The 25,629-nt window shown below is 62.6% G+C and carries 23 protein-coding genes and 1 pseudogene; 6 read left to right on the top strand and 18 right to left on the bottom strand.

The window, feature by feature from the left end:
- Positions 1–308: 308 nt before the first annotated feature.
- Together ACYCCG_RS16195 and ACYCCG_RS16200 are read right to left on the bottom strand one after the other, a co-directional pair.
- Positions 309–1,259 (bottom strand): annotated as a pseudogene (locus ACYCCG_RS16195) (EAL domain-containing protein); the annotation flags it as partial.
- Positions 1,260–1,377: 118 nt separating this feature from the next.
- Positions 1,378–3,459 carry a carboxy terminal-processing peptidase gene (locus tag ACYCCG_RS16200; RefSeq protein ID WP_176685015.1) on the bottom strand — a complete coding sequence of 694 codons (2,082 nt, stop codon included), beginning with the start codon at positions 3,457–3,459 and terminating at the stop codon, positions 1,378–1,380.
- A 139-nt stretch (positions 3,460–3,598) separates the two neighbouring features.
- Between ACYCCG_RS16200 and ACYCCG_RS16205 the strand changes: the two genes are divergently transcribed.
- A complete protein-coding gene (locus ACYCCG_RS16205; RefSeq protein ID WP_176685016.1) occupies positions 3,599–4,561 on the top strand; it encodes an NAD(P)H-quinone oxidoreductase in 963 nt (320 codons plus the stop codon).
- 119 nt (positions 4,562–4,680) lie between these two features.
- Here ACYCCG_RS16205 and ACYCCG_RS16210 read toward each other — a convergent pair whose 3' ends face one another.
- From ACYCCG_RS16210 to ACYCCG_RS16235, 6 genes are all read right to left on the bottom strand, one after another.
- Positions 4,681–5,334 carry an HAD family hydrolase gene (locus ACYCCG_RS16210; protein ID WP_176685017.1) on the bottom strand — a complete coding sequence of 218 codons (654 nt, stop codon included), beginning with the start codon at positions 5,332–5,334 and terminating at the stop codon, positions 4,681–4,683.
- Positions 5,335–5,348: 14 nt separating this feature from the next.
- Positions 5,349–6,338, bottom strand: coding sequence for an ABC transporter ATP-binding protein (locus ACYCCG_RS16215; RefSeq protein ID WP_176685018.1), 990 nt, complete (start codon positions 6,336–6,338; stop codon positions 5,349–5,351).
- A gap of 1 nt (position 6,339) precedes the next feature.
- On the bottom strand, positions 6,340–7,134 hold the full coding sequence (locus ACYCCG_RS16220) for an ABC transporter permease (protein WP_176685019.1): 795 nt from the start codon (positions 7,132–7,134) through the stop codon (positions 6,340–6,342).
- Positions 7,124–7,963, bottom strand: a complete 840-nt coding sequence (locus tag ACYCCG_RS16225; RefSeq protein WP_103469327.1) for an ABC transporter permease — start codon at positions 7,961–7,963, stop codon at positions 7,124–7,126. Before ACYCCG_RS16225 ends, ACYCCG_RS16220 begins: the two co-directional genes overlap by 11 nt.
- Entirely contained in the window at positions 7,960–8,766 is an 807-nt protein-coding gene (locus ACYCCG_RS16230) for an alkaline phosphatase family protein (protein WP_003252558.1), read from the bottom strand. The genes ACYCCG_RS16225 and ACYCCG_RS16230 overlap by 4 nt, the downstream gene beginning before the upstream one ends.
- Positions 8,767–8,895: 129 nt before the next feature.
- Positions 8,896–9,960 (bottom strand): ABC transporter substrate-binding protein, encoded by a 1,065-nt coding sequence (locus ACYCCG_RS16235; RefSeq protein ID WP_401100966.1) that lies wholly within the window; start codon positions 9,958–9,960, stop codon positions 8,896–8,898.
- A gap of 328 nt (positions 9,961–10,288) precedes the next feature.
- On the opposite strand from ACYCCG_RS16235, the gene ACYCCG_RS16240 reads away from it, so the two are divergent.
- Positions 10,289–11,002, top strand: coding sequence for a UTRA domain-containing protein (locus ACYCCG_RS16240; protein WP_176685021.1), 714 nt, complete (start codon positions 10,289–10,291; stop codon positions 11,000–11,002).
- Positions 11,003–11,033: 31 nt separating this feature from the next.
- On the opposite strand, the gene ACYCCG_RS16245 is transcribed toward ACYCCG_RS16240, so the two are convergent.
- From ACYCCG_RS16245 to minC, 7 genes are all read right to left on the bottom strand, one after another.
- The gene (locus tag ACYCCG_RS16245; RefSeq protein ID WP_459671138.1) at positions 11,034–13,181 is read right to left on the bottom strand and encodes a mechanosensitive ion channel family protein; all 2,148 of its coding nucleotides are present in this window, start codon (positions 13,179–13,181) and stop codon (positions 11,034–11,036) included.
- Between the two features lie 44 nt (positions 13,182–13,225).
- Complete coding sequence (locus ACYCCG_RS16250) at positions 13,226–13,393, bottom strand: hypothetical protein (protein ID WP_016501052.1); 168 nt, start codon at positions 13,391–13,393, stop codon at positions 13,226–13,228.
- A 179-nt stretch (positions 13,394–13,572) separates the two neighbouring features.
- Positions 13,573–14,862: a M18 family aminopeptidase gene (locus tag ACYCCG_RS16255; protein ID WP_209964122.1), complete on the bottom strand. Its 1,290-nt coding sequence runs from the start codon at positions 14,860–14,862 to the stop codon at positions 13,573–13,575.
- A gap of 169 nt (positions 14,863–15,031) precedes the next feature.
- Positions 15,032–15,667 (bottom strand): RluA family pseudouridine synthase, encoded by a 636-nt coding sequence (locus ACYCCG_RS16260; protein WP_003252569.1) that lies wholly within the window; start codon positions 15,665–15,667, stop codon positions 15,032–15,034.
- 151 nt (positions 15,668–15,818) lie between these two features.
- Positions 15,819–16,073, bottom strand: coding sequence for a cell division topological specificity factor MinE (gene minE / locus ACYCCG_RS16265; RefSeq protein WP_003252572.1), 255 nt, complete (start codon positions 16,071–16,073; stop codon positions 15,819–15,821).
- Between the two features lie 3 nt (positions 16,074–16,076).
- Positions 16,077–16,889 (bottom strand): septum site-determining protein MinD, encoded by an 813-nt coding sequence (gene minD, locus ACYCCG_RS16270; RefSeq protein WP_003252574.1) that lies wholly within the window; start codon positions 16,887–16,889, stop codon positions 16,077–16,079.
- 109 nt (positions 16,890–16,998) lie between these two features.
- The gene (gene minC, locus ACYCCG_RS16275; protein ID WP_021782475.1) at positions 16,999–17,760 is read right to left on the bottom strand and encodes a septum site-determining protein MinC; all 762 of its coding nucleotides are present in this window, start codon (positions 17,758–17,760) and stop codon (positions 16,999–17,001) included.
- Positions 17,761–17,871: 111 nt separating this feature from the next.
- Here minC and ACYCCG_RS16280 point away from each other — a divergent pair, with 111 nt between their 5' ends.
- Entirely contained in the window at positions 17,872–18,807 is a 936-nt protein-coding gene (locus ACYCCG_RS16280; protein WP_209964125.1) for a lipid A biosynthesis lauroyl acyltransferase, read from the top strand.
- A gap of 140 nt (positions 18,808–18,947) precedes the next feature.
- Positions 18,948–20,096: a patatin-like phospholipase family protein gene (locus ACYCCG_RS16285; RefSeq protein ID WP_176685025.1), complete on the top strand. Its 1,149-nt coding sequence runs from the start codon at positions 18,948–18,950 to the stop codon at positions 20,094–20,096.
- Positions 20,097–20,183: 87 nt separating this feature from the next.
- Here ACYCCG_RS16285 and ACYCCG_RS16290 read toward each other — a convergent pair whose 3' ends face one another.
- Together ACYCCG_RS16290 and ACYCCG_RS16295 are read right to left on the bottom strand one after the other, a co-directional pair.
- A complete protein-coding gene (locus ACYCCG_RS16290) occupies positions 20,184–20,930 on the bottom strand; it encodes an MlaA family lipoprotein (protein ID WP_370844494.1) in 747 nt (248 codons plus the stop codon).
- A gap of 73 nt (positions 20,931–21,003) precedes the next feature.
- Entirely contained in the window at positions 21,004–22,302 is a 1,299-nt protein-coding gene (locus ACYCCG_RS16295) for an alpha/beta fold hydrolase (protein ID WP_176685027.1), read from the bottom strand.
- Between the two features lie 190 nt (positions 22,303–22,492).
- Between ACYCCG_RS16295 and ACYCCG_RS16300 the strand changes: the two genes are divergently transcribed.
- Complete coding sequence (locus ACYCCG_RS16300; RefSeq protein WP_176685028.1) at positions 22,493–22,858, top strand: hypothetical protein; 366 nt, start codon at positions 22,493–22,495, stop codon at positions 22,856–22,858.
- Positions 22,859–23,003: 145 nt separating this feature from the next.
- Here ACYCCG_RS16300 and ACYCCG_RS16305 read toward each other — a convergent pair whose 3' ends face one another.
- Positions 23,004–24,569 (bottom strand): glycoside hydrolase family 17 protein, encoded by a 1,566-nt coding sequence (locus ACYCCG_RS16305; RefSeq protein ID WP_459671142.1) that lies wholly within the window; start codon positions 24,567–24,569, stop codon positions 23,004–23,006.
- A 197-nt stretch (positions 24,570–24,766) separates the two neighbouring features.
- On the opposite strand from ACYCCG_RS16305, the gene ACYCCG_RS16310 reads away from it, so the two are divergent.
- Positions 24,767–25,627 (top strand): glycine betaine ABC transporter substrate-binding protein, encoded by an 861-nt coding sequence (locus ACYCCG_RS16310; protein WP_176685030.1) that lies wholly within the window; start codon positions 24,767–24,769, stop codon positions 25,625–25,627.
- The last annotated feature ends 2 nt before the right edge of the window (positions 25,628–25,629 follow it).

The following is a 25,629-nucleotide window of genomic DNA, read 5'->3' on the forward strand; positions in this document are numbered from 1 at the left end:
ACTCAGGCCGTCGTGTAGGAGCGGGTTCACCCGCGAAGAGGCCGGCCCTGCTGGCCAATATCCACCCGCCGTTCACCGTTGCCGCCGCCACCGTATTCGCGGGTAAACCCGCTCCTACGCAGATCGGTGGTGGACACGCATCTGGGGTCGGACTCAGGCCGTCGTGTAGGAGCGGGTTCACCCGCGAAGAGGCCGGTCCTGCTGGCCAATATCCATCCGCCGTTCACCGTTGCCGCCGCCACCGTATTCGCGGGTAAACCCGCTCCTACCACGGTGGTGGGCACACATCGGGGGTTGGAATCAGGCTGTTGTAGGAGCGGGTTCACCCGCGAATAGGCCGGCACAGGCAGCGCATCCCTGTGAATCAACCCGCACCCCCTGCCATCGGCATCCACCACTTCCAATGCCTCCAGGTGCTGGTATCGGCCAAATAGCTCCAGCAGCTGCCCGATCGTGGCATTCAAGTGCACTGTCGGTTGTTCAGCCAGTGGCACCTGCGTCAGTGCTGGTAAAAGCCCGCTGTCGCGTACCCCCATCTCCTGTGGCCGCCCTAACAAGTAGCCCTGCACCAGGTCCACGCCCATCTCCACCAGCACCGCCAGCTCTTCCGCCAGCTCGATGCCCTCGGCAATCACCTGTGCCTTCGACGCTCGGGCGATCTGCAGAATGGAGCCAACAAACTCGCGCTTGAGCGGGTCACGGTGGATGCCGTCAATGAAGTGCCGGTCGATCTTCACGTATTCGGGGCGCAGCTCCGACCACAGGCGCAGGCTGGAATATCCCGCGCCCAGGTCGTCGATGGCAATCGAGAAGCCCATGTCGCGATAGTGGTGCAGGGCATTGGACAGCAGCTGGAAATCGTCGGTGGGCGTGTGCTCGGTCAACTCGATCACCACCCGGCTGGGCGGCAGGCCAACCTGTTCGAGCAGTTTCAGGGTCAGGCCAGAAGGGTAGTGCGGCTCCAGCAGCGATTCGGGCGAGATGTTGAGAAACAGTTTGCCCTGCAGTTGCTGCTCGCTGAAGCGTCGGCAGGCGCTTTCTCGGCAAGCGGCTTCCAGCTCGGTCAGGCGGCCGGCCTGGCGGGCGATGGTAAACAGGTTGAGCGGCGCATGCAGCGGGCTGTTGGACGGACCACGGCTCAGCGCCTCATGGCCGAACACCCTATGTTCACTCAGGCACACGATAGGCTGGAACAGACTGTGAATACTGCGTTGAGCCAGGATGGCACTCAAGGCACTGAGCTGTTCGGCAACGGTCATGATGTATTCCTGAAAATGAAAAGGCCGGGCATCTACATGCCCGGCCCCCATATTTCACGACAGCACGATGACTGTTTGATGACAGGTCGCATTATTCTGCCATCATTGCTGAGGTGCCTTACTTCTTGGCCACCTTGGTGCTGGCACTGAGGTAGTCGATCAGGATGCGACCGGTTTCCGCAAGGTAAGCGTCGTCTTCCGGCTTGGTGTTTTCATCCTCGACCGGCAGAGCGTCTTCGTCCTCTTTCTTCAGCTCTTTCAGCGGTTCTTCACCCTTGGCCTTGCGGCGGATGTTTTCCAGCGCCAGTTGCTTGGTCTCGATGCTGTCGTGGCGGGCGCGGCGTTCCTGTTCGTTGAGGCTGACGGTTTTCTCGTTCATCAGCTTCTGGGTCAGGGCCAGGCGGTCGCGGATGTAGGTGAACTCGGCATCCTTGTCGCTGCGTGCCTCATGCTGCGCCTTGAGCTGGGCCAGGAACGGCCTGAACGGATCGGCCACAGGCTTGACCACCGGGCGGATAGTGTCCCACGGCATGGCCTCTGGCAGGGCGCTCTCGCCGATTTCCTTGGTGTCGATGATCGATGGGTAGTCGATGTCCGGCAGTACCCCCTGATGCTGGGTGCTCTGCCCGGAAACGCGGTAGAACTTGGCCAGGGTCAGCTTCAGCTCGCCATGGTTGAGCGGCTGGATGGTCTGCACGGTGCCTTTGCCGAAGGTCTGGCCACCGATGATCAGCGCGCGGTGGTAGTCCTGCATGGCACCGGCGAAGATCTCCGATGCCGAGGCCGACAGGCGGTTGACCAGCAGTGCCAGCGGGCCCTTGTAGAAGGCCCCCGGGTTTTCGTCTTCCAGCACGTCGACGCGGCCGTCACTATTGCGCACCAGCACGGTCGGGCCTTTTTCGATGAACAGGCTGGTCAGCTCGGTGGCTTCCTGCAGCGAGCCGCCGCCGTTGTTGCGCAGGTCGATGACCACGCCATCGACTTTTTCTTTTTGCAGTTCGGTGAGCAGCTTCTTCACGTCACGCGTGGTGCTCTTGTACTCCGGGTCGCCCGCACGGTAGGCCTTGAAGTCCAGGTAGAAGGCTGGAATCTCGATGATGCCCAGCTTGTAGTCACGCCCGTCCTGCTTGAGCTTGAGCACCGACTTCTTCGCCGCCTGCTCTTCAAGCTTCACCGCTTCACGGGTGATCGACACAATCTTGCTGGTCTGGTCGCTAGGTGCATTGCTGGCCGGGATGATTTCCAGGCGCACCACCGAGCCTTTTGGGCCACGGATCAGCTTGACCACTTCGTCCAGGCGCCAGCCCACCACGTCGACCATTTCCTTGTTGCCCTGGGCTACGCCGATGATTTTGTCGGCCGGGGCCACCTGCTTGGTCTTGGCTGCCGGGCCTGCCGGCACCAGGCGCACGATCTTGACCTGGTCGTTGTCGCTTTGCAGCACCGCACCGATGCCTTCGAGCGACAGGCTCATGTTGATGTCGAAGTTCTCGGCGTTGTCCGGCGACAGGTAGTTGGTGTGTGGGTCGTAGGACTGGGCGAAGGTGTTGATGTAGGCCTGGAAGATGTCCTCGGCACGGGTCTGATCCAGGCGCGCGAGCTGGTTCTTGTAACGCTTGATCAGGGTTTCCTGGATCTGCTTGGGTTCCTTGCCGGCGATCTTCTGGCGCAGCACTTCGTCTTTCACGCGTTTGCGCCACAAGTCGTCGAGCTCGGCCTGGTTCTTCATCCACGGTGCGTCCTTGCGATCGATCAGCAAGGTTTCCTTGGTGGTGAAGTCCATCTTGTCCACGCCCTTGTTCAGCTCGGCCAGGGCGAAGTCCAGGCGTTGCTTGACGCGGTCGAGGTAGCGTTTGTAGATGGTGAAGCCCGGGTCCAGGTTGCCGCTCTTGAGGAAATCGTCGAATTGCCTTTTCCATTTATCGAATTCGGCAATGTCGGCAGCGGTGAAGTAGCTGCGCGCCGGGTCCAGCAGCTTGATGTAGCTGTCGTAGATAATGACCGAACGGGCATCGTCCAGAGGTGGCTTGCTGTAGTGGTGGCGCTTGAGCAATTCCACCACGTTGAGGCTGGCGACGATCTCGTCGCGGTCGGGCTGCAGGCTGTCCCACTTGTTGGCGGCCGCCGCATTGCCGCCGAGCGTGAGGCTGCCCAGGCCGATCATCACAGCCAGTGCGGTGCTTGGAAGGAAATGCTTCATGCTGATTCGACGTGGAGGCAATTGATCACGCATAGTAGGCCGTCTTTTCCGTTGCCGGTTCCATGGAGCCGGGCAAATACTGCAAAAGGCCTGAGGTAAGCGACCTCAGGCCCAGTCATGATTCAACTATGGAGGCACTGTGAAGGCATTGCAAGGCGTTGACGGACATGTGGAGTGGGTCGAGGCCGAGCGCCCGACCTGTGACGCGGGCCAAGTGCGCATTCGCGTGGCCGCAGCGGGGCTGAACCGCGCCGACCTGCTGCAGATGAAAGGTTTGTACCCGCCACCACCAGGTGCCAGCCCGTACATGGGACTGGAGTGTTCCGGGGTGATTGAAGAGGTGGGGGCTGGTGCCGATTGGCGCGTGGGTGACCGCGTTTGCGCCCTGCTGGCCAGCGGCGCCATGGCCGAGGAAGTGGTGGTCGATGCCCGTCACGTCCTGCCGGTACCCGAAGGCCTTGGCCTGCATGAGGCGGCAGCGCTGCCGGAGGTGTATGCCACCGCCTGGCTGAACATCTTCCAGCTCGGTGCGGTGAAGGCTGGCGAGAAGGTGCTGGTGCACGCCGGCGCCAGTGGCGTTGGCTCGGCCGCCATCCAGCTGTGCAAGGCGTTCGGCAGCCCGGTATGGGTCAGCGTCGGTTCGCAGGATCGTCTGGCCTACTGCCAAGCGCTGGGCGCTGCGGGTGGTGTGGTCCGTAACGAGAACCTGGACGAGCTGGAAGGTTTTGGCCCGTTCGACGTGATTCTCGACCCGGTGGGCGCTAGCTACGGTGAGCTGAACCTCAAACTGCTGGCCCGCGACGGTCGCTGGGTGATCATCGGCCTGATGGGCGGACGCAAGTTTGAGCTGGACCTGGCCCAAGTGCTGGGCAAGCGCCTGGAAATCACCGGTTCCACCCTGCGCAACCGTGACGACGGCTTCAAGGCCGAGCTGCTGAGCGAACTGCAGCAGCACGTATGGCCACTGTTTGCCGAGGGGCGTTTGTCGCCGCAGCTGGTCGATACCTATCCGGTGGAGTTTGCCCAGGCGGCGTATGCCGAGCTGGAGACCAATCAGGTGTCGGGCAAGCTGGTGATGGTGATCGACCCTAGCCTGGTGTAAGCCGGCCAGGCCCCTTCACGGGTAAACCCGCACCTGCATTGAGATCGCCACAATTTGAACACTGTGCGATGTAGGAGCGGGTTTACCCGCGAAGAAGCCGGCACAACCCACAAAAACCTTCAGCTCCAGCTCAGAATCGGCCACCCATTGATCTCGGCATGCTCGCGCAACACCGCATCCGGGTTCACCACATGCGGATGATCCACCTTCAATAGCAACGGCAAGTCATTCCTCGAATCGGAATAGAAACTCGCGCCTTCCAGGTTTTCCTGCTCCTGATCCAGCCACTCCAGCAAGCGAGTGATCTTGCCCTCACGATAGGTCAGCACCCCGAGGGTCTTGCCGGTGTACACCCCGTTCACTGCCTCCAGCTCGATGGCCAGGTATTCATCCACGCCCAGTCTCGCGGCAATCGGCCCGACCAGATGCGTACCCGAAGCGGAAATGATCAGGATGCGATCCCCACGCTTGCGGTGCTCGGCAATGCAGCGGCAGGCGTCACCGTAGATGATCGGTTCGATCACTTCTTCGACCCACGGTGCCACCAGGTGCTCGACTTCTTCCAGGGTACGCCCGGCAATCGGCTCCAGGCTGAAGGCCATGTAGTCCTCCATCTGCAGGTGGCCCCTGCCATAAGCTTCCATCAGTTCATGGTCGCGGCGCAGGAAATCCTTGCCGTCGACCCAGCCCAACCGGGCCATCTGCTCGCTCCACAGTGAGGCGCAGTCGCCGTGGATCAGGGTTTCATCCAGATCGAAAATTGCCAGTGCCATGGTGTTGAGTCTCCTTAAGCCACTTCCCGCAGCGCAGTGGGGTCGATCGACACGCTTACCCGTTTCCCGTCCGCGTGCAGGTCGGCCGGCGAGCGGTTGAGCACATCGACCACCAGCTCCACTTCGCGCACCCGCACCCGGTAGCGGATCACGTTGCCCAGCAGGCTGTGGCTGCGCACCTCGGCGTCCAGCTCGCCGTGCTCGCCAAGGGTGATCGACTCCGGGCGGATCGCCAGGCGGCTGGCCACCGGGCGCTGCAGCAGGCGGCTGGCGCTGTCGGCGTCGAGCAGGTTGTAGTTGCCGATAAAGCCGGCGGCAAACAGGTCCACGGGAGCGGTGTAGAGGGTTTCGGCATCGCCGCTCTGGACGATGCGCCCCTGGTTCATCAGGAAGATGCGGTCGGACATGGTTAGCGCTTCCTCCTGATCGTGAGTGACGAATATGGTGGTCAGCCCCAGTTCGCGCTGGATGGCGCGAATCTGCTCGCGCAGGTGCTTGCGGATACGCGCATCCAGCGCCGACAACGGTTCGTCGAGCAGCAGCAGGCGCGGGCGGGTGACCAGTGAGCGTGCCAGGGCCACGCGCTGGCACTGGCCACCGGAAAGCTGGTGCGGGTAGCGCCCGGCGAACTTGCCCAGCTCCACCAGCGCCAGCACCTCGTGTACCCGCAGTTGGCTTTCGTCGGCCTTGACCTTCTGCATGCGCAGGCCAAAGGCAACATTCTGCTCCACGGTCATGTTAGGGAACAGCGCGTAGCTCTGGAACACCATGCCGATGCCACGCTTTTGCGGGCTTAGCGGCACGATGTCTTGGCCGTCGAGCAGTATCTGCCCGCTGTCCACCGGGGTCAGCCCGGCAATGCAACGCAGCAGGGTGGACTTGCCGCAGCCGGACGGGCCGAGCAGGGTGACGAATTCGCCGCGTTCGATGTGGCAGTCGATACTCTCGAACACCGGGCTGCCGGCGTAGCTTTTCTGTAGTTTCTGTACGCTGACGAAGCTCATGTCAGGTCTTGTCCTTGTTCAGGCGGTTGGCGACCCAGGTCAGTACCAGCACGAAGGCGAAGTAGGAGATCACCAGCGCGCTGTTGAAGTGGCCGCTGCTGTTGCGCATGTTGTTCAGGTACACCTGCAGGGTCTCGTAGCGGGTGCCGACCAGCAGGTTGGCAAACACGAATTCGCCGAACAGGAACGAGAACGACAGCAGCACTGCCACCATCAGGCCCTGGCGCAGGTTCGGCAGCACCACCAGCAGTGCGGCCTGCCAGGTGCTGGCGCCGAGCAGCTGCGCGGCGTCCATCAGGTCGCGCAGGTTGATGGCCTGCAGGTTGTTGGTGATGGCCCGGTACATGAACGGCAGGGCGATGGTGAAGTAGCAGCCGATCAGGATCCACGGTGTGCCGACCATGGCCATCGGCCCGCTGCCATACAGCTGCAGCAGCCCCACCGACGACACCACTGGCGGCACCGCGAATGGCAGCAGGATGAGGATGTTCATCAGCGCGTCGAGCCGCGGGAAGTGGTAATGCACCACGAACAGCAGTGGCAAGATCAGCACCACCGACAGCAGCAGTGCACCTACGCACACCAGCAGCGACTGGCCGAAGGCCGCAAGGAAGCGCGGCTCGCTCCACAGCGCCGCATACCACTTGAGGGTCAGGCCGCTGGGCAGCAGGGTCGCCGACCAGCTGGTGGCCAGCGAGTAGAGGAGGGTGCCGGCCAGGGGCAGCAGCAGGATCAGGAACAGCAGGTAGACCACGAGGCGGTGGTACCAGCCGCCGGAACGGATGTCAGCGCGCATGGTAGCTCCTTTTCAGCAGCCATTGATGCACCACCGTGACCAGCGTCATCAGCCCCACCAGCACCATTGCCAGGGCGCTGGCCAGGTTCGGATCGAGGCTGATGTCGCCCGCCACCAGGCCGGCGATGCGGATCGGCAGTACGTTGAAGTTGCCGGTGGTCAGTGCGTACACGGTGGCGTAGGCGCCGAGGGCATTGGCCAGCAGGATGACGAAAGTGCCCAGCAGCGCCGGGGCCAGCACCGGCAGGCCGATGTGCCGCCAGTACTGCCAGTGGTTGGCGCCCAGCAGCGCGGCTGACTCGCGCCAGTCTTCGCGCAGGGCGTCGAAGGCGGGGTAGAGCAGCAATACGCCCAGCGGGATCTGGAAGTAGGTGTACACCAGGATCAACCCGCTTTTGGAATAGATACTGAAGTCCTCCAGCAGGCCAACTTGCTTCAGCAGCAGGGTCAGCGCGCCGTTGAAGCCGAGCAGGATGATGAAGGCAAAGGCCAGCGGCACACCGGCAAAGTTGCTGGTCATGTTGGCGAAGGCGCTGACGAAGTCGCGCAGCTTCGAGTCCACCTGGCGCAGCGAGTAGGCGCCGAGGGTCGCAATGACGATGCCGAACACGCTCGACCAGAAGCTGATTTCCAGGCTGCGTTGCAACGCCTGCAGGTAGAACTTGGAGGCGAACACCTTGCTGAAGTTGTCGATGCCCCAGCCGGCTTCCGATTGCAGGCTGTTGATCGCCACCCAGGCCAGTGGGGCGACCTGGAAGATGACGAAGAACACGGCGAACGGCAGCAGGCAGAGCAGGGCCAGGTAGCGGCCACGTATGCCGCCACTCACTTCAGTAGCTCCCGGCAAACCGTCTTGTCGTGCGCGGCGCCCAGCAGCTCGCAGATGGTGCCGCACAGTTCGGTCTGCAGTGGTTTGGCGGCCGGGTCCAGGCTGAAGGCGTCGCCGAAGACGAACAGCGGCACTTCACGTTCTTCAGCCAGCAGGCCGTTGTGCGAACGGTCGTTGTTCATGCCGTGGTCGGCGGTGACCAATACCTGGTAGCCCTCTTCGAGCCAACCGGGCAGGTAGTCGGCCAGCAGGATGTCGACGCTGCGTGCAGCATTGCGATACTGGCTGCTGTCCAGGCCGTGGCGGTGACCCACGTCGTCAACGCTCATCGGGTGCACCAGCAGGAAGTTGGGGGCGTGACGGCGGCGCAGGTACTCGCCATCGGCCAGAAGGTGCGAATCGGGGTAACGGTCGTCCCAGTAGAACAGCCCGTGCTGGATCGGCAGCTTCGGCGCGTGGGTGTGGCGGTCGCGCTGCGGGTCGAAGGGCGAGCGATTGTACAGCTCGCTCATCCAGTGATAGGCCGCCGCCGCGGTGCCCAGGTTGGCCTCGCGGGCGTAGTGAAACACGCTGCGCTGGTTGGACAGGCGGTTGATGTTGTTGTGCACGATGCCGCTGTCGATTGGCGGCACGCCGGTGAGGATGCATTCGTACAGCGGCCGCGACAGCGATGGCAGCTCGCATTCCACGCGGTACAGCGCGGCACGGTCGGCCTCGACGTAGGCGTGCAGGTGGCCCATCGCATGGTGGGCGACCTGGTAGTTGAGGCCGTCGAGCAGGACCAGGATGACGTTGTGTTGCATGTTTTCTCCAGTCATGAACCGCGTTGGCATCTTCGCGGGTAAACCCGCTCCTACATGTATCGCGTATCCCTGTGTAGGAGCGGGTTTACCCGCGAAAGGGCCGGATCAGGCGCTACAAAGCCCAGCCCCTTACTCCATCTCGATGATCACCTGCTCCTGCCACATCTGCGGCAGTTTCTTCGAGGTGGCTTCCCAGGCTTCGGCATTCTTGATCGGCTGGGCGGCAGCGTACTGGTCGTTGGGCAGCAGCTTGGCCTGCACATCCGCCGGCAGCTTCAGGTGCTCGGCCCGGATCGGCCGCGCATGGCCCTTGGCCAGGTTGATCTGCCCGGCGTCGCTGAAGATGTATTCACGGGTCAGCTTGGCCGCATTGGGGTGCTTGGCATACTTGTTGATGATGGTGGTATAGCCGGAGATCACCGTTCCGTCCGACGGGATCAGCACTTCAAAACGCTTGGGGTCGATCTGTTCACGGTAGCTCAGGCCGTTGAAGTCCCACACTACGCCAACTTCCACTTCGCCCTTTTCCAGGGTCTGGATGGTCGGGTTGGCCAGTGACAGGCGCTTCTGCTGCGCCAGCTTGGTGAACAACTGCAGGCCTGGCTGGATGTTCTGCTCGTCACCTTTGTAGGCGATGGCCGCAGCCAGCACGCCGTTGGCGGCCTGGGCGGCGGTGCCGACGTCACCGATGGCGACCTTGTACTTGCCTTTTTCCAGGTCATGCCAGGTTTTCGGCCGTTCCTCTTCCTTGACCAGGTCCTTGTTGATGATGAAGGCGATGGTCCCGGTATAGGCCAGCGCCCAGTGGCCGTCCTTGTCCTTGGCCCATTCCGGCACCTGGTCCCAGGTGCTTGGCTTGTAAGGCTGGCTGACGCCCTTGGTCACCGCGATCGGGCCGAAGGCGGCCCCCACGTCACCGATGTCGGCGCTGGCGTTGTCCTTCTCGGCTTCGAACTTGGCCAGTTCCTGGGCCGAACTCATGTCGGTGTCGCTGTGCTTGAGTCCGTACTTGCTGGCCAGGTCTTCCCAGGTGCCTTTCCAGTTGGCCCAGGCGTCGGGCATGCCCACGCTGTTGACAGTGCCTTCCTTGCGGGCGGCGTCTTCCAGGGCCTTGAGGTCAGTGCCAGCGGCCATGGCCGTGGTACACAACGCGATGGCCGAACCGAGCAGTGACGCCATGAAGAACTTTTTCATCCGAAGCTCCTTTGGGTGGGTGCCTTTACGATCGTTGTTCTGGGTAAAGCCGTTGCAAGCCTTTGACTGGCACCTTTGGTCTAGGTCAGCAAACCTTGAGCCAAGGTAGGCCGCTTGCGTGACAGTTTGATGTAGGGAGGGGGCCGGTGAGGGCCCTGAAGCTACAGCGTAGACCAGGTAATCGCCCCGGTTCTTCTGGCTTGGCGCGTTTCTGGCAGTACCTGGCACAAGCCTTTGTCACAGGATGTTCATCAGCCCTGCATAGGCTTGCACTATTCTCAATCTGCCCTGTGATGGGGCTGGACTAGTCCAGATAGGTAACCTTTTGATGCAGTCGACGCCCCCGCGTGCGGTAACAGCCATCTGCCATGCCCTGCAGGAGCAGATCGAGCATGGCCTGCTGGCGCCGGGAGGCAAGCTGCCGGCCGAGCGGCGGCTCAGCGAGGTGTTCGACACCACGCGCATTACCCTGCGTGAGGCGTTGGTGCAGCTTGAGGCCCAAGGCTTGATCTACCGCGAAGAGCGCCGAGGCTGGTTCGTTGCGCCGCAGCGCTTGACCTATGACCTGATCGAGCGCAGCCACTTCCATGCCATGGTGCGCGATCAGGGGCGGGTGGCCAGCACCGAACTGCTGTCGGCGAGGCTGCAGCCGGCTTCGGCTGCCATCTGTGCACGCTTGCAGCTGCCGGCGTTGTCCAGCGTGGTGCGCGTCTGCCGGTTACGGCGGATTGACGGGCGGGCGGTGCTGTATGCCGAGCACTACCTCAACCCCCGGTACTTTCCCGGCATTCTCGAACACGACCTGGCGCAGTCACTGACCGAGGTTTATGGGCGCGTGTATGGCATCGAATACGGGCAGGTGTGCTTCGAGATCCTGCCGACAGCGTTGCCGGTGGAGGCGGCCAGTGCCTTGAAAGTGTCGGCGGGCAGCCCGGGCTTGCACATTACCCGGGTCAACAGTGACCAGCATGGGCACTTGATCGACTGCGACCTCGAGTATTGGCGGCATGATGCGATCCGCATTCGTGCCCAGGCTGGATGAGGTGTTGCCTTCTTCGCGGGTAAACCCGCTCCTACGAACTGGCCTCCGTCATCCCACCCCCACCGGCTGTCACCACTTGCACCGACAATCGCGGCGTCGCCAGGTCAAGCCCGGCCTCGTCCAGCTGCCGCTTCAAGGCCAGGTTGAACGCCCGCGACACCTCCCACTGCTTGATCGGCGCGGTCTTGAAGCGCGCCCGCAAGATCGCCGAGCCTGACTCGAAGCTCTCCACCCCCTGCAGCTCCAGCGGCGACCAGATGTTGCGGCGCATCAGCGGGTCATTGCGCAGCTTCTGCCCCACTTCGCGAATCAGCGTGATCGCTTGGTCGATGTTCATGCTGTGCGGGATTGCCACGCGGAAGATCGCGTAGCCGAACTCCCGCGAGTAGTTCTTGATGCTCTTGATCTCGCTGAACGGGATGGTATGCACAATGCCGTCGATGTCGCGCAGGCGCACGGTACGAATGGTCAACCCTTCCACCGTGCCCAGGTGGCCGCCGACATCCACGTAGTCGTCGATGGCCAGCGAATCCTCGATGATGATGAACAGGCCGGTGATCAGGTCGGCCACCAGCGACTGCGCGCCAAAACCGATGGCCAGGCCGATCACACCGGCACCGGCCAGCAGCGGGGTGACGTTCATGCCCATGTTGGCCAGTGCGACGATGACCGCGATGATGAAGATGACCACGAACATCACGTTGCGGATCAACGGCATCATGGTTTGCGCGCGGGCGTTGGCCAGCCCCCGGCGCGAGCCCACCAGGGCATGGTGTACGGCGGTGTCGGCAAGGATCCACACCAGCCAGGCCACCATCAGCGTACCGGCCAGGCCCAGCAGGCGCAGGCTGACGTCATGGCCGTTGCCCTCGGCGAAGCTGATCATCGACACGCCCCACACGCGCAGGCCCAACTCGATAAACACCAGCCAGATGAACAGGTGCACCAGCAGGTAGCCGAAGTTGCGCAGGCGCTCGGTGTACACCGCCTGGCGCTTGCTGGCCCGCTTGGGGTTGGCAGTATGGCGGCGCACCAGGCCGTTGAGCACCATGCACACCACCACCAGCACCGTGCACATCAGCGACTGGCGTAGGGCGGTGCTGGTGTCGCCGGCGGAGACGAAGGTGGCGAACAGCGAAATGGCTACAAGGATCAGCGCTGGAATGAACCAGAAGCTGCCGAGGATCTCGATGGTATCGCTGAGGGTGCGTCGGGTCAGGCGCCTCGACAGTGGCTGGTTGCGGATCAGGTGGGCGATCGGGCGGCGGAAGCGCAGGATGAACAACCCGGTGCACAGCGCCGCAATCACATTGGCCAAGGTCGCCAGGGCGTGGGCCAGGTGGGTACCGAGGGCCACCAGCATGCGTGGATCGCTCATCGCCTCGCCAAACGCGGCGAAGCTGCCGATCAGCCACAACGGGCGAAACGCCTGGCGCCGCAGGATGTGCAGGGCACGGTGGCGGTGTGGGCCGTCCAGCAAGGAAAAGGCGATGACGCAAATGGCCGAAAAGCAGGTACCGACCACCAGGGCGTAGGCCAGCACCATGGCCAGGGATTTGCCCAGCGATGGCGGCAGCACGAAACTCAGGTACACCGTGAACACCAGCGCGACCAACCATGGGCCGAGCTTGCGCAAGGCAAAGCGCACCAGGTCCCAGGTACGCGGGTGCTGTGGCAGTTCTTCGCTCAGGCCAAAGCGCAGGCGTACCCGATGGCCGACCCAGTTGAAGGCGTAGGCCAGCACGCTCCACACGGCAATCACTGCAGCAAAACCGAACAGGATCGCCGGCCACTGGTGCACGGGCACCATCAGTTCGGTCAGTTCGGCCTGGGCCTGTTCGATTTCCGCAGCCCAGCGGTGGAATGGACTGGCATCGCCGCTGAACTGTTTTTCAAAGTCATGCAGGGCACCGCCGATCAGGCCGAGCACACCCTGTTCAACACTGGGTTGCGATTGCCGGGTGGCGTCGCGCAGTTTTTTCAGGTCGGCCAGCAGCTTGGCCCGTTGCTGGTCGTTTTCGAGGTTCTTGATCACCTCGTCCAGCGATTTGCCCAGCGGCTCGGTGGCCTCTGGCTGGGCGGGCGCGCTGCCGCCCAGCAGGCCAGGCAGGCCCGCCGCTTGTGCCGGGGCAATGAAAAGCAACAGCAGCAGGAACAGGTAACGCAGGAGGGCAGGCACTGGAAAATCTACCTCAGGTCAAACGATTGACCGAGTGTAGAGGTTTATGTCGGCAGTTTCTCGAGGATCTTCCAGCAGGTGAGGCCGAAAATACCCAAGGTGCCGATCCACATCATCAGTACACCGATGTTGCGTTCGCGCATGCTGAAGCCGATGGTCAGCAGCATCAGGAACAGGAACACCGGCACGAACAGAGACAGGAACGGGGACATGGACAGCAATCCTTTTGCAGTGGGGCCATATAACAAGCATAGCGCTTGGCAAACGAGGCGTGATTGACCTTGAGCATGTGCAAGCAGGCCTGGCCTCTTCGCGGGTGAACCCGCTCCTACGGGGACCGCACAACCCCGTAGGAGCGGGTTCACCCGCGAAGAGGCCAGGCCTGCTTACATCAAGGCAGCTCGCGGCTACGGTAGAACGCGGTCAGTACCTTCACCAGGTGCGCCAGGTCATGGCTGCCGCACAGCTCGCGAATGGAGTGCATGGCAAAGGTCGGCAAACCGATATCCACCGTGCGCACACCCAGGTGGCTGGCGGTGATCGGCCCGATGGTCGAGCCACAGCCCATGTCGCTGCGCACCACAAAGCTCTGCACCGGTACTTCCTCGGCCATGCACAAGTGGCGGAAGAACCCGGCCGTCTCGCTGTTGGTGGCGTAACGCTGGTTGTTGTTCACTTTGATCACGGGCCCGGCGTTGAGCTTCGGCCCGTGGTTGCCGTCATGCTTGTCGGCGTAGTTGGGGTGCACGCCGTGAGCGTTGTCGGCCGACACCATCAGCGAGCGCTGGAGGGTGCGCACATAGGTGTCGCCACCGGGCAGCAGGCGCTGCAGGGTCTGCTCCAGCATCGGGCCATCGGCACCGCAGGCCGAGCAACTGCCGACTTCTTCGTGGTCGTTGCACACCAGTACACAGGTTTCGTCGCTGTCGGCGGCCAGCAGGGCCTGCAAACCGGCGTAGCACGACAGCAGGTTGTCCAGGCGGGCGCCGGCGATGAAGTCACCATTCAGGCCGATCAGCGCGGCGTCCTGCGTGTCGTAAAAGCTGAGCTCGTAGTCCAGCACCACGTCGGCGATCAATTCGTGCTCGCGGGCCAGTTGCTCGGTGAGCAGGGCGCGGAAGTCAATGCGTTCGTCACCGGCCACTTGGGCGAGGATGGGGGGCAGCTCGTTCTGCGGGTTGATTGCCCAGCCTTCGTTGGCGGTGCGGTTCAGGTGGATCGCCAGGTTGGGGATGATCGCGATTGGCAGCTTGAAGTCGATCAGCTGGCTTTCGACCTTGCCGTCACGGCGGTAGGTGACGCGGCCGGCCAGCGACAGGTCGCGGTCGAACCAGGGTGCCAGCAACGCGCCGCCATACACTTCCACGCCCAGTTGCAGGAAACCTTGGCGCTGTAGCTCGGGCTGAGGCTTGACCCGCAAGCACGGGCTGTCAGTGTGGGCGCCGACCATGCGGATGCCATTGAGCAGCGGCGACTGCTTGCCCAGTTTGATGGCGATGATTGAAGAATCGTTGCGGGTGACGTAGTAGCGGCCGCCACCCTCGGGGTCCCAACTGTCGCGCTCGTCCAGGCGCTTGTAGCCGGCCGCTTCAAGGCGCTGGACCAGGCTGGCGGTGGCATGGAAGGGCGTGGGGGAGGCCTTGAGAAAGTCGATAAGGCCGGTATTCAGTGCATCGCGCATAGCTCACTCCAGACAGCAGTGGCGCGAGTTTAACGCAGAATGTCGACAATTTGTGTCTGCATCTTCGCGGCTAAAGCCGCTCCCACAGGTATTACACAGCCCCTGAGAGCAGCGCGGTCCCTGTGGGAGCGGCTTTAGCCGCGAAGAGGCCGGTACAGGCCCTGCGAAATCAGAACGGCGCCGGGCACTCGAACTTCAACCGCTGCCCGGACACCGGGTGGGTGAAGCTCAGCATCGAGGCATGCAGGCACAGCCGCTCATGGGCCGCCAGGGCTTGCGGGTTGGCATACAGCCGATCACCCAGCAGCGGGTGCCCGATCGACAGCATGTGCACGCGCAACTGGTGCGAACGCCCGGTAATCGGTGTCAACTCCACCCGACAGTAATCGCCGCAGCGCTCGACGATACGCCAGAAGGTCAGGGCGTGCTTGCCCTGCTCGTGGTCCACCACATGCCGTGGTTTGGTCGGTGGGTCGTAGCGCAGCGGCAGGTCGATGCTGCCGCTGTCCAGCGCCGGCTGGCCCCAGCACAGTGCGGTGTAGGCTTTCTCCGTTTCACGGTCGTGAAACTGGCGCGACAGCTCGCGGTGGCTGTCGGCATCGCGGGCCAGCAGGATGATGCCGGAGGTTTCCCAGTCCAGACGGTGCACGATCAGCGCATCGGGGTAGCCGTTTTCCTGCAGGCGGGTGATCAGGCAGTCCTTGTTGTCCTCGGCACGGCCAGGGACCGACAGCAGCAGGGTCGGTTTGTTGATCACCAGGATGGCAGCGTCTTCGAAGAGGATCTGGACATTCGACAGCGGCATTGCAGGTCTCACGAAAATAGCGTTAAACGCTGGGGCCGCTTTGCGGCCCTTCGCGGGCAAGCCCGCTCCTACAAAGGATATGCGTTCCCCTGTAGGAGCGGGCTTGCCCGCGAAGGGCTGCAAGGCAGCCCCAAGTTGTCGACTACGCGGATCAGCGATCCGGCAGGGTGATGTTCAGCTCGAGAATCGAGCAGCTGCCCTGGTTTTCCAGCTCGATATGCACATCATCGTTGCCGATGTTCACATATTTGCGGATCACTTCCAGCAGTTCTTTCTGCAGTGCGGGCAGGTAGTCCGGTTCGCTGCGTTGGCCGCGCTCGTGCGCCACGATGATCTGTAGACGCTCTTTCGCTACCGACGCGCTGGTCTGTTTCTGTCTGCCACGAAAGAAGTCAAAAAGGTTCATGGTTTATTTGCTCCCGAAAATGCGCTCGAAGAATCCCTTCTTCTGTACATCGATGAAGCGCATCGGCTTCTCTTTGCCCAGCAGGCGGTCGACCGCATCACTGTAGGCCTGGCCGGCATCGCTCTGGTCATCGAGAATGACCGGGATACCTTGGTTGGACGCCTTGAGGACGGCCTGCGACTCCGGGATCACACCCTTGAGCTTGATCGACAGGATTTCTTCCACGTCGGCCACGCTCAGCATTTCGCCTTTGACGACGCGCTCTGGGTGGTAGCGGGTGATCAGCAGATGCTCCTTGATCGGCTCTTCACCGTTTTCGGAGCGGCGCGACTTGCTCGACAGAATGCCCAGCATGCGGTCGGAGTCACGTACCGACGACACTTCCGGGTTGGTGACCACGATGGCTTCGTCAGCGAAGTACATGGCCAGGTGAGCACCTTTTTCGATACCGGCCGGCGAGTCGCAGATGACGTACTCGAAGTCCTTTTTCAGGTCCATCAGTACCTTTTCCACGCCTTCCTGGGTCAGCGCGTCCTTGTCACGGGTCTGGCTGGCGGCCAGCACGTACAGGTTCTCGAGGCGCTTGTCCTTGATCAGGGCCTGTTGCAGGTTGGCTTCACCGTTGACCACGTTGACGAAGTCGTACACCACGCGGCGTTCGCAGCCCATGATCAGGTCGAGGTTACGCAGGCCCACGTCGAAGTCGACAATGACGGTCTTGTGGCCGCGCAGTGCGAGGCCGGTACCAATGGCGGCGCTGGTAGTGGTCTTGCCCACACCCCCCTTGCCGGAAGTAACCACGAGAATCTTGGCCAAGGTGTTTCACCCCTAAAAATAGTCGGGACACTTGTCCCTGCAAAAAACTGAAATAGCTAAATAAAGGCAACGGTAAAAAAGTTGCTCTAAAAATGCTGGCAAGTATCCGTTAAAGACGGGTGATGTTCAACACGTCACCAGACAGGCTGACTTGCACGCTGGTCCCCCACAGTGGATCCCGGCGCAGGTCTTCGCAAACCTTGTACTGGCCGGCGATCGAGACCATTTCGGCGGTCATCTGCTGGCAGAAGATACGCGCCTTGGTGTTGCCTTTGATGCCGGCCAAGGCGCGGCCACGCATGGCGCCGTACACATGGATGTTGCCATCGGCCAGAAGTTCCGCACCTGGGCTGACCGAGGCGGTAACAATCAGGTCCCCCCCCTGAGCATAGATCTGTTGGCCACCGCGTACTGGCGAAGTAATGATGCGGGTCGGGCGCACCTCGGGTTCGGGGGGCGGTGGTGGCGCCGGGGCCGGTTCGGGCTTTTTGACCACCTCGGGCTCGGGCTCCAGCGGCCGTTCGCGGGCCCCTGACGGCGGCAGCACCGGCAGGTCGATGGCGATGGCAGCGGCGATGTCCTCGATGCGGTTGGCGCGGATGGCCAGGGTACGCAGGCCGTGGTGTCGGCAAATCCGCATCAAGCCGGGCAGGTCGACCGCCCCTTCGTCGGCCGGCAGCTTGTCCAGCGCCAGCACCAGCGGTGTATTGCTGAAGAAGTTAGGGGCCTGGGCGACTTTGGCCGCCAACTGGCGGTCGAGGGCTTCAAGGTCATTGCGTGCCAGTTCCAGTACCGTAATGGCGAGCATGCTGCCCTTGAGCTGGAACACGGAGGCGGTGTCGGGTGTGTGGTTTGGGCTCATGGTCTGCATAGACGGCTTGTTGCGAAAAAAGTGCCCTGACTTATAACGAGAACACCGGTTGCCCGCAACATGCGCTGATCCGTTGTAGAATGCGCGGCCTTTGTCTTTCCGGATGCTTCAATGGAACGCCCGCGTTTTCGTCTCTATTACCTTCACCCCAAGTTCTGGGGCCTGTGGCTGGGCCTGGGCCTGCTGTGGCTGGTAGTCCAGTTGCCGTACCGGGTGCTGCTGAAGATCGGTGCCGTGCTGGGCGCCGTCATGTATCACGTCGCCGGTGAACGTCGACGCATCGCCGCGCGTAACCTGGAGCTGTGCTTCCCGGAGCTGTCTGTCGACGAACGGCAGCGTTTGCTCAAGGCCAACTTCGCTTCAACCGGCATCGCCTTCTTCGAAATGGCCATGAGCTGGTGGTGGCCCAAGGCAAGGCTGGCGCGCCTGGCCCATATCGAGGGCCTTGAGCACCTGCAGGCCGCCCAGCAGGCGGGGCAGGGCGCGATCCTCATGGCGGTGCACTTCACGACCCTGGAAATCGGCGCCGCGCTGCTCGGTCAGCAGCACACCATCGACGGCATGTACCGCGAACACGGCAATGCACTGTTCGACTTCATCCAGCGCAGCGGCCGCGAGCGGCACAACCTCGACTCGCTGGCGGTGGAGCGCGAAGACGTGCGCGGCATGCTCAAGCTGCTGCGTTCGGGCCGGGCGATCTGGTACGCACCGGACCAGGACTACGGCGCCAAGCAAAGTATCTTCGTGCCGCTGTTCGGCATCCCGGCAGCGACGGTAACGGCCACTACCAAGTTCGCCCGGTTGGGGAAGGCGCAAGTGATCCCGTTCACCCAGAAGCGTCTGGAGGATGGCAGCGGCTATCGGCTGGTCATCCACCCGCCGCTGGCGGATTTCCCCGGTGAAAGCGAAGAGGCCGATTGCCTGCGCATCAACCGGTGGGTCGAGAGCGTGTTGCGCGAGTGCCCCGAGCAGTACCTGTGGGCGCACCGTCGGTTCAAGTCGCGGCCCGAAGGGGCGCCGCGGCTGTATGACAAGAAAAAGCGCTGAACCTTGTAAGCAGGCCTGGCCTCTTCGCGGGTAAACCCGCTCCTGCAGGATTACCACAGGTTCTGCATATTGCCCTGTGGGAGCGGGTTTACCCGCGAAGAGGCCGGGCATGAAAGCACCTTGACCCCAGGAAGGACTCCATGGCTCCACCCCCGGTAACCGGTCTCATCCTGTCTGGCGGCGGCGCCCGCGCCGCCTACCAGGTTGGCGTGCTGGCGGGCATCGCCGAGTTGCTGCCCGCCGGCGCGCACAACCCGTTCCCGGTCATCGTCGGCACCTCCGCCGGGGCCATCAACGCGGTCACCCTGGCCAGTGGTGCCGTGCACTTCAACGACGCCGTGCAGCGGCTCACTGCCTTCTGGCAGAATTTCCGCAGCCATCTGGTCATCCGCAGCGACTGGCCCGGGGTCGTGCGCCAGGCCAGCCGTTTCGTCGGCCACAACCTGCTGGGGCTGGGTGGCCAGGCCCCCGTGGCGTTGCTCGACAGCAGCCCTTTGCGCAGCCTGCTGCAAACGCACCTGAACCTGGATGGCATCGGCCACGCCTTGGCCGCCGAGCAACTGCGCGCCGTGGCAGTGACCGCCTTTGGCTACGAGTCTGGCCAGGCGGTGACCTTCTACCAAGGCCGCGGCACCATCGAGGCCTGGTTGCGTCACCGGCGTATTGGCGTACCTGCACCGTTGACCATCGACCACCTGCTGGCCAGCGCGGCGATCCCGCTGCTGTTCGCCCCGGTGCAACTAGGCGGTGAATATTACGGCGACGGTGCAGTGCGCCAATCGGCGCCGATCAGTCCGGCCTTGCACCTGGGGGCCAGCCGCGTGCTGGTGGTCGGGGTCAGCGGAAACCCGCAGCGGCCAGCGCCACCGTTGCCGCCCCAGCGTGTGTTCAGCGGGCAGCAGCCGAGCCTGGCGCAGATCGGCGGGCACATGCTCAACAGTACGTTCATTGACAGCCTGGAAGACGATATCGAACTGCTGCAGCGCCTCAACCACTTGAGCGGGCTGTTGCCAGCGCACCTGGATGCCCGGCGCCTGGGGCTGGCCCCGATTGACGTACTGGTGGTGGCACCCAGTCAGCCGCTGGACGAGATTGCCGCTCGGCACCGCCGCGAGTTGCCGGCGGCGTTACGCCTGTTTTTACGTGGGCCGGGGGCGACGCGCACCAGCGGGGCGGGGGTGCTGAGCTATTTGCTGTTCGAGGCCAGCTATTGCAGTGAACTGATCGAGTTGGGGCGGCGCGATGCCCTGGCCAAGAAGCGCGAGCTTTGCGAGTTCCTGGGGGGGTGATGTTGCTTGTGTGGGCCCTTTCGCGGGTGAACCCGCTCCTACAAGTTTGTGTAATACCTGTGCAGGAGCGAAAGGGCCGCAGCAGGCTTATTCGGCTATCTGCAACTTGCGCGCCTGGGTATACACATACCGCACCTTTTCATATTCGAACGGCGAGTTGAGCTGGCCATAGCGGAATTTGGTCGTATAGCGCTTGTCCACCACGCGCAAGGCGAAGATTTCCGGGTGGTCGCTGCTGACTTCAGCCACGTTCAGGTAGTTGACTGCCTGCTCTCCCGCATAGTCCACCACCAGCCCGGTGGTATCGCGCAGGTTCGATGGGCCTAGCACCGGCAGCATCAGGTACGGCCCATCCGGCACGCCATAGAAGCCCAGGGTCTGGCCAAAGTCTTCGCTCTGGCGCGGCAGGCCCATGCTGGTCGCCGGATCCCACAGCCCACCCACGCCGATAATCGTGTTGAACATCAGTCGCGCAGTGATTTCTGCAGAGCGCTTGGCTTTGAGCTGCAACACGCTGTTGAACAGGTTCGGCACATCGCCAAGGTTGTTGAAGAAGTTGCTCACCCCCGTGCGCACGAAACTTGGAGTGACATACTGGTAGCCATTCACCAGCGGCAGCAGCACCCATTGGTCCAGTCGGTAGTTGAAGTGATAGATGCGCCGGTTGATCGACTCCAGCGGGTCGTACACGTTAAGCGCCGCCAAGGTTGAGCGCTCGAATTCGCGCTGGTCCAGCCCAGGGTTGAATTTCAGCTCACGCAGCGGGTCGAGGAAGCCATCGGCTTCGGGCGCCAGGGGCGCGGTACTGCTCACCTGTGGGTCGGCTTCGACCACGCTGGCTCGTGGGGCGGTTTCGGCGGCCAGGGTGTGGCCAGCGGCAAGCAGGGCAGTGGCGAAGAGGAGTTTGTTAACCACGGAAGAACTCCAGCATGGCGTCACTGTTGACGCGGTAGTTGAGGTTGCCGCAATGGCCGCCATGGGGGTAGAGCGTCAGCCGGTCACCGAACACCTTGCGCAAAAAGCCAATGTCGCCCGGGCCGAGAATGACGTCGTCGGCGTTGTGCATCACGGCGATCTTGTCACTGCTGCGCAGGTAGTCTTCCAGGGCATACAGGCTGACTTGGTTGACCAATTGCAGGATGCTGTTGCCGTCGGTGCGGGCGCGCCACATCGGAATCACCTGTTCGGTCATGTAGCAGTCGAAGTCGCACTGCAGGGCGCGCTTGAAGAACGGCGTGAGGCTGCTGCCTTCGGTGATCGGGAATTTCGGCGGAATGATCAGGCCGCGGCGGTTGATCAGGTCGGAAGTGAAGGCGATGTCGGCTGCCGAGAAGCGGAACGAGGTGCCGATCAGCATGGCCATCTGTTCGTTGGACAGGTGCTGGCGCGACTGCTGGAAGTCGTACAGCAAGGCGTCGTTCAGGTCGATGTAGCCCTTGTCCTGGAAGTAGCGGGTGAGTTTTTCCAGCATCAGCTCATAGAACGTGGTGCTGCGGTCGATGCCCTTGACCTGGGTTTGCACCAGCTTGTCGAGGTTGTTGATCGAGGTGTAGAGGTTGACCGGTGGGTTGAGCAGCAGCACACGCTTGAAGTTGAAGCTGCGGCGGGTCTCGTCCAGGTGGCTGACGAAGGCGGCGTCGAGCGCACCCAGGCTGTAACCGGTGAGGTAGAAGTCACTGACCGGCAGGCGTGGATGCTGGGCGCGCACGGCCTGCATCACCCGGTACATGTCTTCGGCGTCTTCCTGGCTGATACCGGGGGTGGCAAAGCGTGAGGCTGCACTCATGAAGTCATAGCTGGTGGGCGATGACAGTTGCACCACGTGGAAGCCGGCCTGGTAGAACAGCTTTTTCAGGTATTCATTGATGCTGCTGCTGTAGGGCGCGCCGGTGCCGGCGATGATGAAGATCAGCGGCGCTTCGCGATCCTGGCGAGCCAGGCGGTACCTGAGCTTCTTCACTGCCCAGAAGTTGTCGGGCAACGTGAACTCACGTTCCGGGCGCAAGTTCAGGCTGTAATCGGACTGATTGATTTCATCGTCGCTGGGCAAGTCAGGGCGCTTGTCCGGCGGGGTGGTGGCGATGGTCGCCTCGAACGGGTTGGTCAAAGGGTAGCCATAGCTGGCAGCGTCGATATCCCGCGCTGAAGCGGCCACAGCCATGAGCAGGCTACCGAGCAGGGCAGCGAGGCGCAAAGATCGAAGCATGTAATCCCCCAAAAGAACGCAAGGTCGAGCAGTGTGCAGGCTAGGACCACAACCAGGCGGGCAAAGTTGCCCGCTGCGGTGGTCTTTGGCGTACTTGCTATCTGCAACATAGCTGCCGGTGTGTGATTTTGCCTTACAACCGGGCATAAGCGATCATGGATGCTTTCGATTACCGCTATTGGAGAACAGGATGTCTCGCTCGCTGCCGACGGCGTTGCTGGTGCTGTTTCTGGGGCTCTGGCTTGCGGCCAGTTATGGCGTGCGTTACGGCCTCATGGAGGATGGCCAGTGGGTAGGGCTGTGCGCAGTGCCGACGGCGTACTGGCAGTGCGAGGTGCGTTCGCTGCTGGGGTTGGGCATTCACTATCAGGTAATGGCCTGGGGCGGGCTGGGCCTTGCATTACTGGCCCAGTTCGTTTCCGCGCGTGCCGGCTGGTGGCTGGCAGTGTTGGCGTTGGTGTTCGCGGTGCCGGCGCTGGTGCTGTACACCGCCAGCATTGCGGTGTTTGCGCTGGTACTGGCGGGGTTGCGCCTGGTCAGGCAACCGCCATTGTAAGCAGCTGCGCGTACCTGTGGGAGCGGCCTTGTGTCGCGAAAGGCAGGGTTAAAGCTTCACAGCAAAAATTGCTGGGGCCGCTGCGCGCCCCTTTCGCGACACAAGGCCACACAAGGTCCGCGCTGGGCTTGAGGGATATGCAGTATCAAGCCTGGCGCATCCGCAAGCTGCGCCACAACGCCGCCGTCATCAGCACACTCACCACCGCCCAGCCCCAGGCCTGCTGGTTCTCCAGCCCTTCCACGAACAACTGCGGCGCCACTCCGGCGCCGACGATGAATGCCAGCAACGCCACCTCCGCCCGCCGTGCCCGCACCGGCCACAGCACATACACCAGCGCCGGCAACGCCAGGGCCGCACTGGGGAAGCTGCGGTAGCGCGGGTCGAACACCATTGCCAGCATGCTCACCGCCGCAGCAAAGCCCGCCGTCAGCAACAGCCAGCCGGCTCGCACCTGAAGCCAGGTGAACAAGCGCTCACGCCAGCCGGCCCGCCGCGCCAGCGCCAACAACGCATGGGCCAGCACCAGCAGGTTCAGCCCGGCCAGCATCAGTGCCCACAACCATTCCCCGGCAAAGCGCGCATGAGTACGCATCAACTCGCCCCACAGGCCCAGGCAAGCGGCGCCAAACGCCGCCAGCAATGGCAGCAGCAAGGCCGCCATCGGTGTAGCGGGGCGCCCGGCCAGCGCCAGCATGATCACCATCAGCACGGCGCTGGCCAGCAGCCACTGCGGCCAGTCATGCAGGTTGCTCACTGGCCCTTCGAGCACGCCCTTGTCCTGCCGGTCCGCATCGTATAGCCCCCAGTAACCCCCCACTGCGCCCTCATTGACGCGTTTCCAAGGTTGATCGAAGGCTTCGATCAGGTTGTAGTGCCAGCCATTGCGCTCGGCCATGGCCACAAAGCCACGGATGAAGCGCGCCTCATTGACCCGGCTGGGCACCGCGGTTTCACGCTGGCGGCCTTCGCTGGGCCAGCCGGTTTCGCCAATCAGTATGTCCTTGGGCGCGAAGCGTGTGCCGAACACACGGCGCACATCGGCAACGTGGGCCAAGGCATCGTCGATGCCACGCGGGTCGTCCTCCCAGTAGGGCAGCAGATGGATGGTCAGGAAGTCCACTGCCGGGGCCACCTGCGGGTGCTGCAGCCAGAACTCCCAGACATCGGCGTAGGTCACGGGCACCTTGACCTGGCGCTTCACCCGCGCGATCAATTTGGCCAGGTGGGCACCGGTCACCTCCTTGCGCAACAGTGTCTCATTGCCGACGATCACCGCGCTGACCACGTCAGAGTTGGCGTTGGCAGCGGCGATCAGCAGGTTGATTTCCTTCTCGGTGTCGGCCGGGTGTGCGTTCACCCAGGCGCCCAGCATCACCTTCAGGCCATGCTTGCGTGCCAGCGCCGGGATTGCCTCAAGACCGCTCATGGAATAGGTACGGATGCACTGAAACCGCTCGGCCAGTAACGCCAGGTCGGCGTCCATCCGCGTCGGTCGCAGGCGAAACGGCTGGTCATAAGGCGACTGATCTTTGTCGAACGGCGTGTACGAGGCGCATTGCAGTTTGTGCGCAGGGCTGGCCGCATCGGGCAGGTGCACCGGCTTGCCCAGCCCGTACCAGAGCCCCCCCAGCCCGAGCAGGGCCAGCAGGCAGGCAAGCAGGTACAACGGTAACAACAGGCGGCTACAACTGGGCATCGGGCGGTCCATCGTCTGGTACAAAAGGCTGGATAGTAGCCCGGCGCCAAACCTTTGGCATGCAAGGATCGCGCAGACCGATGCCGACCGATGGCGCTAATGGCATAGTGCTGTCGCATATGGGGCGGGTATAGGTCGCAGCTGGATCAGGTCGACTTGTGTTGCAGGACGATGATGCAATCTCCAAGACCTGACGAGGGGATGCTTTGATGGCAACTTTGAAGAAAATGCGACGTTTACTGGGTGTGGGCACCGCCCTGGTAATGGCCATGAGCGCTGCACAGGCTATGGCCAAAGAAGTAAGCATTGGTTACGTGGATGGTTGGGCCGACAGCGTGGCGACCACCAACGTGGCCGCCGAAGTAATCAAGCAAAAACTCGGCTACGACGTGAAGTTGCAGGCCGTGGCCACGGGGATCATGTGGCAGGGTGTGGCAACTGGAAAACTCGATGCCATGTTGTCGGCCTGGTTGCCGGTGACCCATGGTGAGTACTGGGCCAAGAACAAGGACAACGTGGTCGACTACGGCCCTAACTTCAAGGACGCCAAGATCGGCCTGATCGTCCCCGAATACGTCAAGGCAGTGAGCATCGCCGACCTCAAGACCGACAATACCTTCAAGGACAGAATTGTCGGCATCGACGCAGGCTCCGGTGTGATGCTCAAGACCGACCAGGCGATCAAGGACTATGACCTGACGGGTTACAAGTTGCAGGCCAGCTCGGGCGCGGCGATGACTGCGGAGCTGGGCCGTGCCTATGCCAAGCAGCAGTCGATTGCGGTGACCGGTTGGGTTCCGCACTGGATGTTCGCCAAGTGGAAGCTGAAGTTCCTCGAAGACCCGAAAGGCGTGTATGGCGCGGCAGAAACCGTGAACAGCATCGGCAGCAAGGAACTGGCAGCCAAGGCACCGGAAGTGGCGGAGTTCCTGAAGAAGTTCAACTGGCAGTCCAAGGACGAGATTGGCGAGGTGATGCTGGCGATCCAGGAAGGGGCCAAGCCTGAAGCGGCGGCCAAGGACTGGGTAGCCAAGCACCCTGATCGTGTGAAGGAGTGGACTGGCAAGTAAAA

This window comes from Pseudomonas sp. VEM90 (assembly GCF_054611535.1).

Excerpts from the sequence above, each read along its gene's own strand:
- ACYCCG_RS16220 (WP_176685019.1), bottom strand. The coding sequence starts at position 7,134 with ATGCGCGCTGACATCCGTTCCGGCGGCTGGTACCACCGCCTCGTGGTC.
- minC (WP_021782475.1), bottom strand. The coding sequence starts at position 17,760 with ATGCAGACCATGAGCCCAAACCACACACCCGACACCGCCTCCGTGTTC.
- minE (WP_003252572.1), bottom strand. The coding sequence starts at position 16,073 with ATGAACCTTTTTGACTTCTTTCGTGGCAGACAGAAACAGACCAGCGCG.
- ACYCCG_RS16285 (WP_176685025.1), top strand. The coding sequence starts at position 18,948 with ATGGCTCCACCCCCGGTAACCGGTCTCATCCTGTCTGGCGGCGGCGCC.
- ACYCCG_RS16305 (WP_459671142.1), bottom strand. The coding sequence starts at position 24,569 with ATGGACCGCCCGATGCCCAGTTGTAGCCGCCTGTTGTTACCGTTGTAC.
- ACYCCG_RS16280 (WP_209964125.1), top strand. The coding sequence starts at position 17,872 with ATGGAACGCCCGCGTTTTCGTCTCTATTACCTTCACCCCAAGTTCTGG.
- ACYCCG_RS16215 (WP_176685018.1), bottom strand. The coding sequence starts at position 6,338 with ATGAGCTTCGTCAGCGTACAGAAACTACAGAAAAGCTACGCCGGCAGC.
- ACYCCG_RS16235 (WP_401100966.1), bottom strand. The coding sequence starts at position 9,960 with ATGAAAAAGTTCTTCATGGCGTCACTGCTCGGTTCGGCCATCGCGTTG.
- ACYCCG_RS16295 (WP_176685027.1), bottom strand. The coding sequence starts at position 22,302 with ATGCTTCGATCTTTGCGCCTCGCTGCCCTGCTCGGTAGCCTGCTCATG.
- ACYCCG_RS16260 (WP_003252569.1), bottom strand. The coding sequence starts at position 15,667 with ATGCCGCTGTCGAATGTCCAGATCCTCTTCGAAGACGCTGCCATCCTG.
- ACYCCG_RS16300 (WP_176685028.1), top strand. The coding sequence starts at position 22,493 with ATGTCTCGCTCGCTGCCGACGGCGTTGCTGGTGCTGTTTCTGGGGCTC.
- ACYCCG_RS16200 (WP_176685015.1), bottom strand. The coding sequence starts at position 3,459 with ATGAAGCATTTCCTTCCAAGCACCGCACTGGCTGTGATGATCGGCCTG.
- ACYCCG_RS16250 (WP_016501052.1), bottom strand. The coding sequence starts at position 13,393 with ATGTCCCCGTTCCTGTCTCTGTTCGTGCCGGTGTTCCTGTTCCTGATG.
- ACYCCG_RS16230 (WP_003252558.1), bottom strand. The coding sequence starts at position 8,766 with ATGCAACACAACGTCATCCTGGTCCTGCTCGACGGCCTCAACTACCAG.
- ACYCCG_RS16240 (WP_176685021.1), top strand. The coding sequence starts at position 10,289 with ATGCAGTCGACGCCCCCGCGTGCGGTAACAGCCATCTGCCATGCCCTG.
- ACYCCG_RS16310 (WP_176685030.1), top strand. The coding sequence starts at position 24,767 with ATGGCAACTTTGAAGAAAATGCGACGTTTACTGGGTGTGGGCACCGCC.
- ACYCCG_RS16255 (WP_209964122.1), bottom strand. The coding sequence starts at position 14,862 with ATGCGCGATGCACTGAATACCGGCCTTATCGACTTTCTCAAGGCCTCC.
- ACYCCG_RS16210 (WP_176685017.1), bottom strand. The coding sequence starts at position 5,334 with ATGGCACTGGCAATTTTCGATCTGGATGAAACCCTGATCCACGGCGAC.